The sequence below is a fragment of the Hyphomonas sp. genome (assembly GCF_022844445.1).
Lineage (GTDB): Bacteria > Pseudomonadota > Alphaproteobacteria > Caulobacterales > Hyphomonadaceae > Hyphomonas.
Window position 1 is genome coordinate 121,948 of sequence record NZ_JALHLS010000007.1, and the last position, 14,212, is coordinate 136,159.

The window sequence follows — 14,212 nt, forward strand, 5'->3', positions numbered from 1 at the left end:
TATGTCCAGTATCCTGACCAATAACAGCGCAATGGTTGCCCTCGAGACCCTGCGCAACGTCAACCGTAACCTCGAAAGCGTCCAGAGCGAAATCTCGACCGGCAAGAAAGTTGCCACTGCAAAAGACAACGCCGGTATCTGGGCTGTTGCCACTGTGATGTCGTCCGACGTCGAAAGCTTCAAGCAGATCTCTGACTCGCTGAACCTCGGCGCCGCGACTGTCGGCGTCGCTCGCGGGGCATCGGAGCAGATCGTCAAGACGCTCCAGGAAATCAAAAACCTTGTCGTTACCGCGCAAGGCGAGAACGTTGATCGTGCCAAGATCCAAACCGACATCGACGCCAAAACCGCACTGATCCAGGGCTTCGTGGACGCAGCTCAGTTTAACGGCCTGAATCTGATCGATGGCACGGCCACAGCAGACGTCGAAGTTCTTTCTTCGTTGAACCGCGATTCCTCTGGTGCGGTCACGGCCGCCAACATCACTGTAGAGCGTCAGGACCTTGCGACGACAGCCGGTGGCGGTCTTGCTGCTCTGACCGCAGTGGACGTCTCGACGTCTTCGGTTACAGCGGCGGCCGGTCTTGTGAGCATTGAAACGCTCTTGCAGACGGCTATTGACGCTGCTGCCGCTTTCGGCTCGTCGCAGGCCAGCATCAAGAGCCAGGCTGACTTCGTCACAACGCTGACCGACTCGCTGAAAGCCGGCGTCGGTAGCCTGACGGACTCGGACATCGAAGCCGCTTCGGCCAAACTCCAGGCTCTGCAGGTCCAGCAGCAGCTCGGCGTCCAGGCGCTTTCGATTGCCAATCAGCAGCCGCAGGCTCTGCTCTCGCTCTTCCGCTAATCTAACCAATAGGCCCGGGGGCAAGATGCCCCCGGGTTTCCTTACATTTGCCAGGAGGCTGAATTGCAGGCATTGGCGTTCAAGGCGTATGGCGAGATCACCCGGCGCACAGCGGGTGAAAAGGAAATCGAGTACGCACTTTTCCTGCAGATTACTGAAGCTCTCGAGAACGTGCTGGATCCCGAAACGCGGTCCTTCTCCGAGTGGGCCGACGCCATAAGTCGCAACCAGCAATTGTGGACGCTTATCGCAACTGATCTTCTCTTGCCTGGTAATGCGCTCCCGGAAGAATTGAAGCGAAGCCTCTTCTTCCTCTCCGAATTTGTGCGCCAGACGAGCCTCAAGGTGCTCTCCGGCGAAGAAGGCATTCCCGATCTCATTGAAGTCAACAAGACTGTCATGGCCGGCCTTGTTCGCCAGTCTGCTGACAGCATGGATGCGGAGGTAGCCTGATGTCCGGACTTGTACTCAAGATTGCGCCTGGCGAGCGGTTCATTGTCAATGGCGCGCTTCTGGAAAACGGCGACAAGCCGGCCCGGATTCGCATTGCCGATGGCGCTGCCCGCGTGCTCCGGTGCCGAGATGCGCTGCGCCCTGAAGATGTCGATACACCCGTCAAGCGCATCTACTTTGCCATCCAGCTCATGATCACGGGTGACCTTGAGCCCAAAGACGTGACGCCCGCGATTGACGCTGACTGCGCTGCGCTTCTGGATGTTTTCCGTCCGATCGATCCCGAAATGATCCCGACGCTCCGGTCTATGATCAGCCGCGGCAACCACTACTCGGCGCTCTGCCACCTGAGGCAGATCCTGGTCATCGAAGCCCAGTTGCTGGCGCGCCGCCTCCCGGCAGCTACCAGCACGCCCCCGGAAGCGCGGGTCGCCTAAATGTCGTTCCAGCCCGTCATCCCCCTCAGCGGGAACAGCGGGTGGAAATTCCTGCAGTCGACGTATGACCGGCAGTTGAGCACTCATGCGAATTCTCCGCAGATCAAGGCGGATCGCGCCTACCTGACGGAAAAGCTGTCGGAGCCGATGTCGGCCGAAAGCTTTCTCAACGACAAGCGGCTGTTGCGCGTTGCGCTGACCGCATTTGATCTTGGCGGCGAGGAGTGGAAGCGCGGCTTTATCGACAAGGTTCTGAAGGAAGCGGCGACCCCTGGAAGTACGTTCCTCGCGCGCCTCAACAACCCGAAGTACACGGCCTTTGCGCAGGCCTTCAAGCCGGTAAACGGCACGATCACCGTTGCTCCGGAAGCCATCGACAAGATCGCGGCCGAGTTCGATACAGCGTCCTTCGAGTCCGCAGTGGGACAGGTGGACGATTCGATGCGCATCGCCCTGAACTTCAAGTCCGAGATTGCGGGTCTTGTCGGCAATGGGTCCAGCGACTCTGCGATTCTCTACCGCATGCTGGGCAATGTCCCTGTACGGACATTGCTGGAGACAGCAGCCAATCTGCCAACGGAAATCCGTAAGCTGGATATCGAGAAGCAGGCCGCACTTCTGAAAGATAGCCTCCAGCAAAGATTCGGCATCAGCGACTTGAGGGACCTGAAGGAGCCCGAAGTGATCGACAAGATCATAAGCCGCTACCACACTATGGAATCGATAAAGTCTGGTGCTGCAAACTATTCTCCGGCGGCCAACGCTCTGACACTGCTCAATGGCGGTATGGGCCTCGGCGGGCAGGGCGGGATCAACCTGCTTTTCAGTGGTCTCTGATCAGCGTTTCGCGGCCGCGGCCCCTGCAGGCTGAGCGGCGGGCGGCTCACCGACGCCCAATACCTCCCTCAACGTGTTGAACGAGACCTCGATGCCGTCGGCGCAGCGCGTCGCGACAAACGTGTCCAGGGCCTGGAAAAGGGCGATCGCCCGGTCGGAGTTCAGATCCTTTCCGAACTCATAGAGGTTCGCCCTCAACATCGGAGCGACCTCCTCGTACAGTGCGATCATCCGCCTGTATTCCTTGAGCAAGTCGTTCTCCTCAGCGGTTGCCGCGTGTGGCAGGCAGCGTGAGACGCTGCGCAGGACATCAATCGCCGGGAACCTTCCGCGCTCAGCAATCGGCCGGGCAAGGATGATGTGGCCGTCCAGCATGCCGCGGATCATGTCGGCAACGGGTTCCTCGAGATCGGAGCCCGCGACCAGTACCGAGAAGACTGCCGTGATGTCGCCTTTGCCCTCCGTGCCCGGGCCTGCCCGCTCGGCCAGTTCGGCGACCACACGGACCGTCGAGGGCGGGAAGGCATTGAGAGCGGGCACTTCGCCGGCCAGCAGCGCTGTTTCCCGGTGCGCTTCAGCAAGGCGGGTGATCGAGTCGAACAGGAACAGCACGTTGAGCCCCTGGTCCCGGAAGTGCTCGGCCGTCGCGATGGCGCAGTTGGCGGCGCGTTTCTTGGCGCCGGGTGATTCGCTGGCCGTCGCGGTCACAACAACGGTCCGCTTGCGCATCTCGGGTGTCAGTGTGTGCTGGACGAACTCATTCACTTCCCGCCCCCGCTCCCCGATCAGGGCGATCACCACCCGGTCCGCCTCAAGACCGGTGGCGAGTGAGCCAAGGAATGTCGACTTGCCGATGCCGGAGCCAGCAAAGAGCCCCAGGCGCTGGCCTCGGCAGATCGGCAGCAGCGTGTCGGTGACCATCCAGCCAGTCGCAAGGCGCGGCCCCAGCCGGCGCCGCGCATGGGGGGGCAGGGCGGGGGCGTGCAGGCGCCGGATGGAGGACTTGATGGGCGCCGTTGAAGGATCCCCCCCCGCAATCTCGCCCCGGTAGTTGATAACATGGCCGAGCCAGTGATCGCCCGGCTCGATACGCGCTTCCTGCTCGATCTCGACCGTGTCGCCGATGCGAATCGTGTCGCACGGCGAAAAAAGCAGCGCGGTAACACTTTCGGCCGAGACGCTCAGGATCTCGCCATGGATGGTTTCGCCGGGCTTCTGGATGAGGATTTCGTTGCCGACCCCCGCCAGTTCGCTGACTCCAGCGACCTTCAGCATGCCAGGCGCCACATCGGTGACGGTGCCCCAGAGGGAGTAGAGCCGCGTGGGCGGGGAGACGGGCTTGGTGCGCAAGTAAACAAAACCCCTTCGGTTGTTAACCTATTCTTCAATTAATCCGAACATTTTCTCAAAAGGTTAACCACGGTGACTCTGCCATGATTTCCGATGTGCAATTGTTCAAGGTCTACGGCGCGATGGCCCGCTATGCGGCTGAAGCGCAAAACGTCAGTGCGACCAACCTGGCCCGGGCCAACGAGCCAGGGTTCAAGGCCCAGCAGATCGAATCGTTCGATGCCTATCTCGCCCGGGTCAGCGCCAGCGGGGCGCCCGACCCCCTGTCGCAGGGCTTTCGGCTGACCGATTCCTCTGCGCCGATGTCGCCCAACGGCAACAATGTCAGCATCGAACAGGAGATCTTCAATTCCGCAGAGGCGATGGGCCAGCACAGTCTGGCTCTCTCTGTCTACACCAAATCGATGGACTTGCTCCGCACGGCCATTGGCCGGCGTGGCTAGGGAGACACAGGATGAACCCGCTTAAAGCATCTATGTTGCAGGCCGTGATGGGGATGGAGCTTCAGTCGAAGCGCATGGGCATCACCTCCGAGAACATCTCAAACGTGGACACGCCCGGATATCACCGGAAAATGCTCCTCGTCGCGCCGCAGCAAACCTCGGCAGAGCAGTTCATGGCCACCCGCGTGCAGCTCGACCAGTCTGAAGGTGTACGCAATTTCGACCCCGAGCACCCGATGGCGGACGCTGACGGCTATGTGACCCTGTCCAACGTTTCGCTGGTGACCGAGCTCGCCGACATGCGCGAGGCCAACCGGTCTTACGAAGCCAACCTCAATTCCTTCCAGCAGGCCCGGACGATGTACCGCTCGCTGCTGGACGTCCTGCGCCGCTAGGGAGACACTGAATGTCCAGCCTTGGATTCAATCCGTACACACAGCTGAACACAGCTGCCCGGGCCGTCGACACGGCAGGTGGGGCCGGTAAGGCAGAAGCAGCCGGAAACGCCGTCACCGAAGGGATCGGCGATTTCCGCGCTGCCTTGCAGCAGGCAGAGCAGACCGCCATGCAGACCGCCGTCAGCGGCGCAGACCCGCATGCAATGGTGCAGGCCCTCAGCAATGCCGAGCTGATGCTGGACGCCGTGGTCACCATCCGGGACAAGGTTGTGGAAGCCTATCAGGAACTGCTCCGGATGCCGGTCTGAGGCGCGAAGCAGTCATGTCCGAAAGCGAAATTTTCGAGGTCCTGCGCGCCCATATCTGGGGCGCTGCAATGATGGGGCTGCCGATCCTGGCAACCACGCTCGTTGTCGGCTTTGCTATCGGTCTCCTGCAAGCCCTTACCTCGATCCAGGAAATGACGCTGACCTTCATTCCGAAGATCCTTGCGGTCGTCATCGTTTTCGTCCTTTCGCTCGGTTACATGACCAAGGTCGCCCTCGACCTGTTCAATAACTGGGTCCTGCCGTTGATTGCCGGATAGATCCCGATGCCCAAAATGAAAGCCTCCGGCCTCGCCAACCCGACTTCGCTCCTCGCGATCGGCCTCATGGTGATCATTCTCGTGATGGTGCTGCCGATGCCCGCCTGGGTCATCGACATCGGCCTGACGATCTCCTTTGCGCTGTCGATCCTGATTTTCACGACCGTGATTTTCGTTGAAAAGCCGCTCGACTTCTCGTCCTTCCCGAGCATCCTGCTCGCCACACTCATTCTTCGACTGGCGCTGAACGTTTCATCGACCAAGCTGATCATCGGGCAGGGGCACACGGGTACGGATGCTGCCGGCCACGTGATCGAAGGCTTCGCCATGTTCGTCATGGGCGGAAACCTGTTCGTCGGCCTCGTCGTATTCGGCGTCATCATGATCGTGAACTTCATGGTGATCACCAAGGGCGCCGGGCGCATGGCAGAAGTCGGCGCACGCTTCGCCCTTGATGCCATGCCCGGCAAGCAGCTGGCGATCGACTCCGACCTCGCCGTCGGCGCGATCAGCCACGAAGAAGCAAAGATCCGCCGCCAGCGCGAACAGGAAGAAGCCGCCTTCCTCGGCTCGCTCGATGGTGCTTCAAAATTCGTCAAGGGCGATGCGATCGCCGGCCTGATGATCACCATCCTGAACCTTGTGGCGGGCATCGGCTTCGGCGTTATCGCGCACCAGCTCAGCTTCGTGGACGCCCTGAACAACTATTCGATCCTCACCGTTGGCGACGGCCTGGTCACCCAGATCCCGGCCGTGATCGTCTCTGTCGCCGCCGCGCTGCTTCTCTCGAAGGGCCGCGAAGAAGGCGCCATCGACCTCGCTCTCGGCAAGCAGCTTGCCGGCAATGCCGCGCCGCTGCTGATCGTTGCCGGCATCCTTGCCGTTTTCGCCGTGCTGCCGGGCCTGCCCTTTCTGCCCTTCATCGTCGCCTCCGCAAGCTTTGCCGGGCTCGCCTTCATGCTCCGGAAGGAGGAGAAGGACAAAGCGACTGTGGAAGCCGACACGGCGCTCGCTGCCCCGCCGAAACCCGCTAAAATCGGCGATTCCATCTATTCCGACGAGATCCACCTCGAAGTGGCGCCCGACCTCGTCAGCATGGTGCTCATCGGCGAGAATGGCTTCGAAAGCCGCATCGACAAGATCCGCCGCTATATCGCCGAGGAATATGGCTTCGTCCTCCCGCCGATCCGGATGACGGACAACCCGACCCTGAAGAAGAACGAATACCGCATCCGCATCCAGGGTGTGCGCCTGGATTCCGGCTTCCTGCGTCCCGGAAACGTCCTGGCCCTGATTGAGGACACCCAGCTGCCTCATTTGCTGGGGGAGAAGGTGCGTGAGCCGGTCTACAAGGCCGCGGCCCGCTGGCTGCCAAACGGCAAAAAGCAGGAACTGGCTGCTGCCGGCATCCCGACTGTTGAGCCGATGGAAGTGCTGGCGACCCACATGCTGGAAGTCATCCAGTCAAACTTCTCGCTCGTCTTTACCCGGATGGTCATGGTCGAGACGCTCGATGCCCTGACAAAGATCACCGACACAGACCGCGCTGCCGCCAACCAGCGCTTCCTCGACGAATACATCCCCGGCAAGGTCACGCCCGAAATCCTGCTTTCGGTGCTGCGCCTCCTGCTGACCGAGCGGATCTCCATCCGCAACCTGTTCCTGATCGTCGAGACCATCGCAGAAGTGAAGGCGCAGAACCCCGGTCTCGGCCGCATCGTGGAACTCGTGCGTCAGCGCCTTGCCTTCCAGATCGTCGACCGGCTGCAGGACGACCAGGGCCGCCTGCCGCTTGTCCAGCTGTCGGCAAACTGGGAGCAGAAGTTCTCTGAGTACGAGGTCAACGGGGAAGGTGGCAGCTCTGACATCGCCTTGCCGCCGGAGCTCTTCGGTGAGCTGATCACCGCCATTCAGACCCGGCTGAACGAGGTGGCGCAGAAGGGGATTGTCGCCGCTGTGGCCACAACGTCCCGCCGCCGCCGCTTCCTGCAGACGGTGCTCGCCAGCAAGGGCATCCGCAATGCTGTGGTCGCCTATGAAGAAATCAGCGCCAAGAGCAAGCCTTACATCATCGGCGTTGCGTAATGGGCGCCGGTCTTCCGTTGCCGGAAGATCTGACAGCGTGGATTGCGCTGTTCATGACAGTCGTGGCGCGCCTGTCCTTCATCATCTTCTTCATGCCCGGCATCGGCGAGCAGGTCATTCCGATGCGCGCCCGCGCCTTCCTTCTGATCGGCATTGCGCTGGCGATGACGACATCGGGTCTTTTCCCGACGCCGCCTTCGACCGATTTTGCCGATCTCGTCGGTTTGATCGCGACCGAAGTCTTCATCGGTTTCGCTCTGGGCGTGATGCTTCGCCTCACCATCTGGATGCTGACGATTGCCGGCTCGGTCATCGCCCAGTCCATCGGCCTGTCGCAGTTCCTGGCTCCGGCCCTGGAACACGAGGCTCAGACATTGACAGCCAACCTCCTTTCCATGGCCGGCGCCGCGGTGCTGCTGTCCGCGAACTTCCATGTCGAGGTCATCGTTTCTCTGATCCGCCTCTATTCGGACATCCCGCTCGGCGCACTGACGCTGATCAGCGGGCCGATGCTGGCGCAGAGTTTCTTCTCCGGCTTTGGCTTTGCATTGTTGCTGGCCTGGCCCTTCGTGGCGATCAACCTGCTCTACAACATCTGTCTTGGCTTCATAAACAAGGCGCTGCCTTCCCTGATGGTTGCCTTTGTCGGCGCTCCCTTCATGGTCGGCGCTGGGACGATGCTTCTGGCGCTTTCGGTTGCCGGTCTCCTCATCGCATGGAAAGACCGCGCGCTGCAGGTAATCGGGTGGATGTGAGCTGAGCCATGGCCGAAGAGAACGACAGTGGTGAGAAGGAATTCGAGGCTACCGAGGAGCGCCTGAGACAGGCGCGCGAGGAAGGCAACGTTCCCCAGTCAAAGGAGGCCAACGCGCTCGCGCTTGTCCTCGGTATCGTGCTGTCAGCCTATGTGCTAAAGTCCGTAGTGGGCGAGAACCTGTTCAAGGACTTCTCGTCCATGCTCTATCATGGCGACGCCTTTGCCCATGATGCCTTCGAGTCCGGCGGCAGTACGATCTGGTTCTGGGCGGGTTCGATTGTCCTCCACATCCTGCCCATCTTCCTGGTGCTGGCGGCGTTGGTTCTGATCGCGCTGATCGTTCAGAGATCGATTGTCTTTTCACTGAAGAAGATTGAACTCGACATCAAGAAGATCTCTCCCGCCGAAAACCTCAAGCAGCGCTATGATACCAAAGGACTGCTCGAGTTCCTCAAGGATACGGTGAAGCTCATCTTTGCCGGGATCATCGGCACGGTCTTCCTCGTACAGTTCGTGCAGAGCTACTACGCCAGTTCCGAAGTCCAGATGGGGAACTTCTACGACTTCACCTTTGACCAGACGCTGCGCCTGATCTTCTACTTCCTTGGCTTCCACGTCGCCCTGGCCGTGATCGATCTTCCGCTGCAGCGACAACTGCACCTCCACAAGCTGAAGATGTCGCGCGAGGAAATGAAGAAGGAGATGAAGCAGAGCGAAGGCGACCCGGAGCTCAAGCAGTCACGCCGGCAGAAGGCCCAGAAGATCGCCGGCGGCCAGATGCTGAAGAATGTGCCGAAGGCCACCGTCATCATGGTCAACCCGACCCACTATGCCGTGGCCCTGAAATGGGATCCGGAAAGCCAGAAGGCGCCTGTCGTGGTGGCCAAGGGAACCGACCACCTTGCCGCAAGGATCCGGGAAATTGCCGCCGAGCACCGGATCCCGATTTACCGCGATCCGCCGGCTACAAGGTCAATCTACAATCTCGTGGAAATCGACCAGGAAATTCGCCCTGAGCACTTTGCCGCGGTCGCCGCCGCCATCCAGTTCATTGACCGCGTCAAGAACCAGACGCCAGGATAGACCATGGCCAAGCAACGCGAAGTCCTTCGCAAGATCGTCGCGCTGAAGCGCCAGAGCGCTGAGCAGCACCTGCGAGCCATCCAGATGGATGTGGACCGGATCGTGTCGGACATCGGACAGCTGAACATCAACCTGCACGCCCTTGATGAGGTAAAGGCCGGCTTCGACGCCCTGCGCCTTGCCGAGGAACACGGTCACGCACGCAAGCTGATCGCCGACATCCGTGCGGCCGAAGCCGTGCTGGTCGTCAAACGAACAGAACTGCATGAGGCCCGGGAAGCGTTGAAACGAGCCTTCCACTCTCAGGAACAGCTCAGCGTACCTTTCACGGGTTGAGGGGCAGCCCGGCCAGGCTGGCCCTGTTCCAGGAAAGTCTGCTGGTCTGTACGCCAGCCCTGGGTGTCCTGCGCCCCTGATCCCGGCCAGATACCAGTTTTCCGTCGCCCCGATGATGGTGCGTCAACAACAAGCTATAAGAATGCATTTGGAGGATTCGTGTGCGCTCCGTGTGCACACAGCCAGTTCGGGAAGGCTCGTGCGCAGCGCAATTTTCCGCTAGATCAGCGTCCAATACTCCGTGCGCCCTGTTCCGCACTGGAGACATCGGCGCCAAAAAAGATCAATAAATGAAACAGTTAGACCGCCGATTCTCCGTCGCCCCGATGATGGACTGGACGGACCGGCATTGCAGGGCTTTCCACCGCGTGCTGACGAAGCGCGCGCTGCTATGGACCGAAATGGTGACGGCAGATGCAGTGCTCCATGGCCCGCGCGATCGCCTGCTGGGGTATAGTCCGGAGGAGCATCCGGTCGTGCTCCAGCTGGGCGGGTCAGATCCTGCCAAGCTTGCCGAAGCGGCACGTATCGCGGAAGGCTTCGGCTATGACGAGGTAAACCTCAATTGCGGCTGCCCGTCTGAGCGCGTGCAGTCGGGCGCGTTCGGTGCCTGCCTGATGGCGGAGCCCGACCTCGTCGCCGAGTGCGTCGCCGCCATGGATGCGGCCATTTCCATTCCGGTCTCGGTTAAGAACCGCATCGCCATTGACGATCTCCCGGCCCGGGAGACGCTGTTCACCTTCATCGACAAGGTATCCGCTGCCGGGTGTAGCGTGTTCACGGTCCACGCCCGCGCCGCCTGGCTGAAAGGGCTCAGCCCCAAGGAAAACCGCGAAATCCCGCCGCTCGATTACCGCCTCGTTGCCGAGCTGAAACGAGCGCGGCCGGACCTTACTGTCATCCTGAATGGCGGCATCACCACACTCGATCAATGCGCTGAGCATCTGGACACGTTCGACGGCGTCATGCTGGGCCGCGCCGCGTACCAAACGCCGGGCCTGCTTGGCGAGGCCGATGCCCGGTTGTTCGGCGACGCCAGCCCGGTCGGGGCTGGAGAGGCTGTCCGCGCCTATGCGCCCTACATCGCGGCGCGCCTTGGGGAGGGCGCAAGCCTGCATTCGATGACCCGGCACATGCTGGGGCTGTTCTCGGGCCAGCCGGGCGCGCGCCAATGGCGCCGCATCCTGTCCGAACAGGCGCCGCGCAAAGGCGCGGGGCTGGAAGTGGTCCGGTCAGCGCTCGCCGCCGTGGAAGAGAACCTGCCCGCCCTCTGAAAGGGTTGGCGACGCGCACCAGACGCCGCCTCCACCGCCCGAGGCCGGCTGCAGGGTTCGGTTAAGGCTCTGCTCAGGCATTCGCACTAGGTTCGGTCTGATGAGCCCGCCGAACCGAACGCCTTCTGACTCCGAGTCGCCGGAACAGGCCTTTCTGGCCACCGCCAGCCATGAAATCCGCACGCCTCTGAACGGCATTCTGGGCACTGTTTCGTTGCTGCTGGAGACCGATCTGTCCCCGTCCCAGCGCGAATATGCCGAAACCATCCGCCTTTCCGGCGCGCGACTGCTCGACCTGCTCAACAATGTGCTCGATTATGCCCGCCTCGATGCATCTGCGGTCGAACTCGAATCCGAGACCTTCTGTCCGTTGCAGCTGTCCCGGGAAGTCGCAGAACTCCTCGCGCCGCGCGCCCATGCATCGGGGCTCGACCTGGCGGTCCGCTCCGTCTCCTGGCCGGTCCCGGCCTTCACTGGCGACGCCGGCCGTCTGCGCCAGATCCTGTTCAATCTCGTGGGCAATGCGCTGAAGTTCACGAGCCGCGGCGCTGTTCTGGTCGATGTCGAGCCGCGCGCGACTGGTCTGGCCGTCCACATTCGCGATACCGGCCCGGGCATCGCGGCCGAAGATCACGCGCGACTGTTCGAGGCGTTCCGCCAGTCGGCAACCGGTGATGCCTACCGCGACGGGGGCGTCGGCCTTGGCCTCGCCATCGTCAAGCGCCTCGCCGACCTGCTGGGCGGCTCGGTCACGGTCGAGTCCCGCCCCGGGGAAGGCGCCGTCTTCTCGGTCGAAATTCCGTTCCCTCGCGCGGACGCGCCGCCCGCCCACGACGCGCCCGGTCTCGGGGGCCGGATCGGCCTCGCCGGCCTGCCGCCGGCGACCACGCTTGCGATATCAGCGCAGATGGACGCGCTGGGCACCGAAGCCTTCCAGATCGACCTTTCTTCCGGCGTGGTACCCGAGGGTGTCGATGTCCTGCTGATCGGGGCTGACCTGCCCGAAGCGATGGTGGCGGCGCTCGCCCGCCGGGCGCCTTCGCTGGTCGTGCTGCGCCCCGAAGACCGCGGCGCGATCGGCCGCTTCCGGCAGCTCGGCTGCCTCGGCTGGCTGGTTCGCCCGCTGCGCATGTCCTCCATCGCCGAGCGGATCCTGCTGGCGCGCAGCGGTCGGTCTGTCTCCGAGGAGCCTGAAGCCGAAGGCGGCAGCGGCCGTGTGCTGATCGCAGATGACAATCCGGTAAATGCCCTCATTGCACGGCGCGCCTTGGAAACAGCCGGTTTTGCAGTCACTGTGGCGGTTACGGGCAGCGAAGCGCTCGATGCAGCGGCCCGGATGTCGCCCGATCTTGTGTTGATGGATTTGAGGATGCCGGTGATGGACGGTTTCGAAGCAATGCGGCGCCTCCGGGCAGCTGGATCGGGTATGCCGATCATCGCGATCTCCGCAGAGATGACCCCTGACATAGAACGCCGCGCCCGGGAGGCCGGGGCCAGCGGTGTCGCCGCCAAGCCGCTCGACGCCGAAGCGCTTCGATCGCTCGCCCACCAATGGACCGCCGGCGCCGGCCGCCTCACGGGCGCCGCATGAGCGAGGCTGTTGCCGTGCCGGCCGCGGAGAAACAGCCGCCGCGATTCGTCCGCGCCCTGAAAGCGATGCGCGACCGGCGCATGGCCGCCATGTTCCTGATGGCGCTCGCCGCCGGACTGCCCTACGGCGCTGTCCTCGGCACCCTGAACGCCTGGCTGACCACGGAGGGGGTCTCGCCCTCCACCATCGGCGTGCTGTCGATCGTCACGATCGGCTATGCCTTCAAGTTCCTCTGGTCGCCCGCTTTCCAGTCGGCCCACCATCCGTTCCCGTTCCTTGGCCCCCGGCGCACCTGGCTGCTCAGCCTCCAGCTGCCGATTGCCGGCCTCCTCTTCCTGCTGGCCTTCTCCAACCCCGGCACGAATATCGGCCTGGTCGCGGTTATCGCCCTCTTTGCCGCGCTGTTCTCCGCCACGCACGACATCGTGCTGGACGCCTGGCGCATCGAAGTGGCGCGCTCGGAAGAAGACAAGGACCTGATGGCCGCGCTCTACCAGTTCGGCTATCGCATCGCAGGTTTCATCACGGGTTTCATGGCCCTTCTGCTCGCCGGAATCTACGGCTGGGTCGTCGTCTATGTGATGATTGCGGTCATGATGCTGCTCTCCATCGCGGGCACCTTCCTTGCGCCGGAGCCCGAAATCCGCACCGGTCCCGGCACGGCGCGCCTGACCTTCCAGGCCGGACTTCCCGCCCGCGAGCGTACGTTCGCCACCCTTCTGGTCGCAGCGGGCTGGATTGCCGCCTTCCTGATGATCGCCGGGTTCGTCATTGCGTCTTTCACGCAGGTCCCCCCGCCGAAAGGCGGCGCCTTTGTCTCCGAGCAAGGCCCGTGGATCGTTTTTCTCACGGTGCTGCTGCCGGCCGCCGGCGCACTGATCCTCCTCCTGCGTCACGGGCGCGAGCCCGCCGAGATCATCGAAGGAGCAGCCGACGAACCCGCTGCGTCCCGCATCACACGCGCCGTCTTCCGGTCGATCTTCGATCCGCTGATGGACCTGATCGGCCGACTGGGCTGGGGCGCTCTGCTCGTGCTGCTGCTGGCGCTCACCTACCGGTTCACGGATTCGGTCTGGGGCTCCTTCGCCTACCCGTTCTATCTCGATGACCGGTTCGGCGCCCTCCACCACACGATGGCCGATGTCGCTGTGGCCTCGAAATTCTTCGGTGTGCTGATGACTGTCGCTGGCGCCGCCATCGGCGCAGTGGTGATCAGTTTCCTCGGCCGGATGCCCGTGCTCGTGATGGGCGCCGTGCTTGCTGCCGCCACCAACCTTCTGTTTGCGGATCTCTCACGCGGCGGCGCCGGCATCGACGCCTTTCTCGAATGGACCAACCTGGCAGACCCCATCCGCGCCTTTGCGGGATGGGCTGCGCAGATTTCGCCGGAAGGGCAGGGCGCCGAAGCGGGCGAACGGATGGCCCGTCTGATGATTGCGATCGCGGGTGAAAATCTCGCCGGAGGTTTCGCCAGCGTCGCGGTCGTCGCATTCCTCACGTCGGTGGTGAACCCGCGCTTTGCTGCCGTGCAGTATGCGCTGCTCGCCTCACTCACCATGCTGATCGGCACGCTCGGCCGCCCCTGGCTCGGCACGCTGATCGAGACGCAAGGCTACTACAGCGTCTTCATCCTCACCTTCTGGCTCGGCGGGATCGCCGTGGTCCTGTCGGCGGTCGAATGGTTCCGGCAGTCGCGCCTGCCCAAGCCCGCAGAAACTCCGGCGACGGACTGATC

The 14,212-nt window shown here is 62.5% G+C and carries 16 protein-coding genes; 15 read left to right on the forward strand and 1 reads right to left on the reverse strand.

All coding sequences use genetic code 11. The features are described from left to right. The first annotated feature begins 1 nt into the window (after position 1). From Q0C17_RS09985 to Q0C17_RS10000, 4 genes are all read left to right on the forward strand, one after another. Complete coding sequence (locus Q0C17_RS09985) at positions 2-847, forward strand: flagellin (RefSeq protein WP_291205240.1); 846 nt, start codon at positions 2-4, stop codon at positions 845-847. A gap of 63 nt (positions 848-910) precedes the next feature. Next, a complete protein-coding gene (gene flaF / locus Q0C17_RS09990) occupies positions 911-1,300 on the forward strand; it encodes a flagellar biosynthesis regulator FlaF (protein WP_291205243.1) in 390 nt (129 codons plus the stop codon). Beyond that, the gene (locus Q0C17_RS09995) at positions 1,300-1,737 is read left to right on the forward strand and encodes a flagellar biosynthesis repressor FlbT (protein WP_291205245.1); all 438 of its coding nucleotides are present in this window, start codon (positions 1,300-1,302) and stop codon (positions 1,735-1,737) included. The genes flaF and Q0C17_RS09995 overlap by 1 nt, the downstream gene beginning before the upstream one ends. Beyond that, positions 1,738-2,574, forward strand: coding sequence for a DUF1217 domain-containing protein (locus Q0C17_RS10000; RefSeq protein ID WP_291205248.1), 837 nt, complete (start codon positions 1,738-1,740; stop codon positions 2,572-2,574). On the opposite strand, the gene fliI is transcribed toward Q0C17_RS10000, so the two are convergent. Further along, on the reverse strand, positions 2,575-3,924 hold the full coding sequence (fliI, locus tag Q0C17_RS10005) for a flagellum-specific ATP synthase FliI (protein ID WP_291205251.1): 1,350 nt from the start codon (positions 3,922-3,924) through the stop codon (positions 2,575-2,577). Positions 3,925-4,007: 83 nt separating this feature from the next. On the opposite strand from fliI, the gene Q0C17_RS10010 reads away from it, so the two are divergent. From Q0C17_RS10010 to Q0C17_RS10060, 11 genes are all read left to right on the forward strand, one after another. Continuing rightward, entirely contained in the window at positions 4,008-4,367 is a 360-nt protein-coding gene (locus Q0C17_RS10010) for a flagellar biosynthesis protein FlgB (RefSeq protein ID WP_291205254.1), read from the forward strand. Positions 4,368-4,378: 11 nt separating this feature from the next. Then, the gene (locus Q0C17_RS10015) at positions 4,379-4,762 is read left to right on the forward strand and encodes a flagellar basal body rod C-terminal domain-containing protein (RefSeq protein WP_291205257.1); all 384 of its coding nucleotides are present in this window, start codon (positions 4,379-4,381) and stop codon (positions 4,760-4,762) included. A gap of 11 nt (positions 4,763-4,773) precedes the next feature. Next, complete coding sequence (locus tag Q0C17_RS10020; protein ID WP_291205260.1) at positions 4,774-5,073, forward strand: flagellar hook-basal body complex protein FliE; 300 nt, start codon at positions 4,774-4,776, stop codon at positions 5,071-5,073. 14 nt (positions 5,074-5,087) lie between these two features. Continuing rightward, positions 5,088-5,351: a flagellar biosynthetic protein FliQ gene (locus Q0C17_RS10025; protein WP_291205263.1), complete on the forward strand. Its 264-nt coding sequence runs from the start codon at positions 5,088-5,090 to the stop codon at positions 5,349-5,351. A 6-nt stretch (positions 5,352-5,357) separates the two neighbouring features. Next, positions 5,358-7,436, forward strand: a complete 2,079-nt coding sequence (locus Q0C17_RS10030; RefSeq protein WP_291205266.1) for a flagellar biosynthesis protein FlhA — start codon at positions 5,358-5,360, stop codon at positions 7,434-7,436. Then, on the forward strand, positions 7,436-8,191 hold the full coding sequence (locus Q0C17_RS10035; RefSeq protein ID WP_291205269.1) for a flagellar biosynthetic protein FliR: 756 nt from the start codon (positions 7,436-7,438) through the stop codon (positions 8,189-8,191). Before Q0C17_RS10030 ends, Q0C17_RS10035 begins: the two co-directional genes overlap by 1 nt. Positions 8,192-8,199: 8 nt before the next feature. After that, positions 8,200-9,276, forward strand: coding sequence for a flagellar biosynthesis protein FlhB (locus Q0C17_RS10040; protein WP_291205272.1), 1,077 nt, complete (start codon positions 8,200-8,202; stop codon positions 9,274-9,276). Positions 9,277-9,279: 3 nt separating this feature from the next. Beyond that, on the forward strand, positions 9,280-9,612 hold the full coding sequence (locus Q0C17_RS10045) for a hypothetical protein (protein ID WP_291205275.1): 333 nt from the start codon (positions 9,280-9,282) through the stop codon (positions 9,610-9,612). Positions 9,613-9,902: 290 nt separating this feature from the next. After that, positions 9,903-10,886 carry a tRNA dihydrouridine(20/20a) synthase DusA gene (gene dusA / locus Q0C17_RS10050; RefSeq protein WP_291205278.1) on the forward strand — a complete coding sequence of 328 codons (984 nt, stop codon included), beginning with the start codon at positions 9,903-9,905 and terminating at the stop codon, positions 10,884-10,886. Between the two features lie 100 nt (positions 10,887-10,986). Beyond that, positions 10,987-12,477 (forward strand): ATP-binding protein, encoded by a 1,491-nt coding sequence (locus Q0C17_RS10055; protein ID WP_291205281.1) that lies wholly within the window; start codon positions 10,987-10,989, stop codon positions 12,475-12,477. After that, entirely contained in the window at positions 12,474-14,210 is a 1,737-nt protein-coding gene (locus tag Q0C17_RS10060) for an MFS transporter (RefSeq protein ID WP_291205284.1), read from the forward strand. Before Q0C17_RS10055 ends, Q0C17_RS10060 begins: the two co-directional genes overlap by 4 nt. Positions 14,211-14,212: the final 2 nt, after the last annotated feature.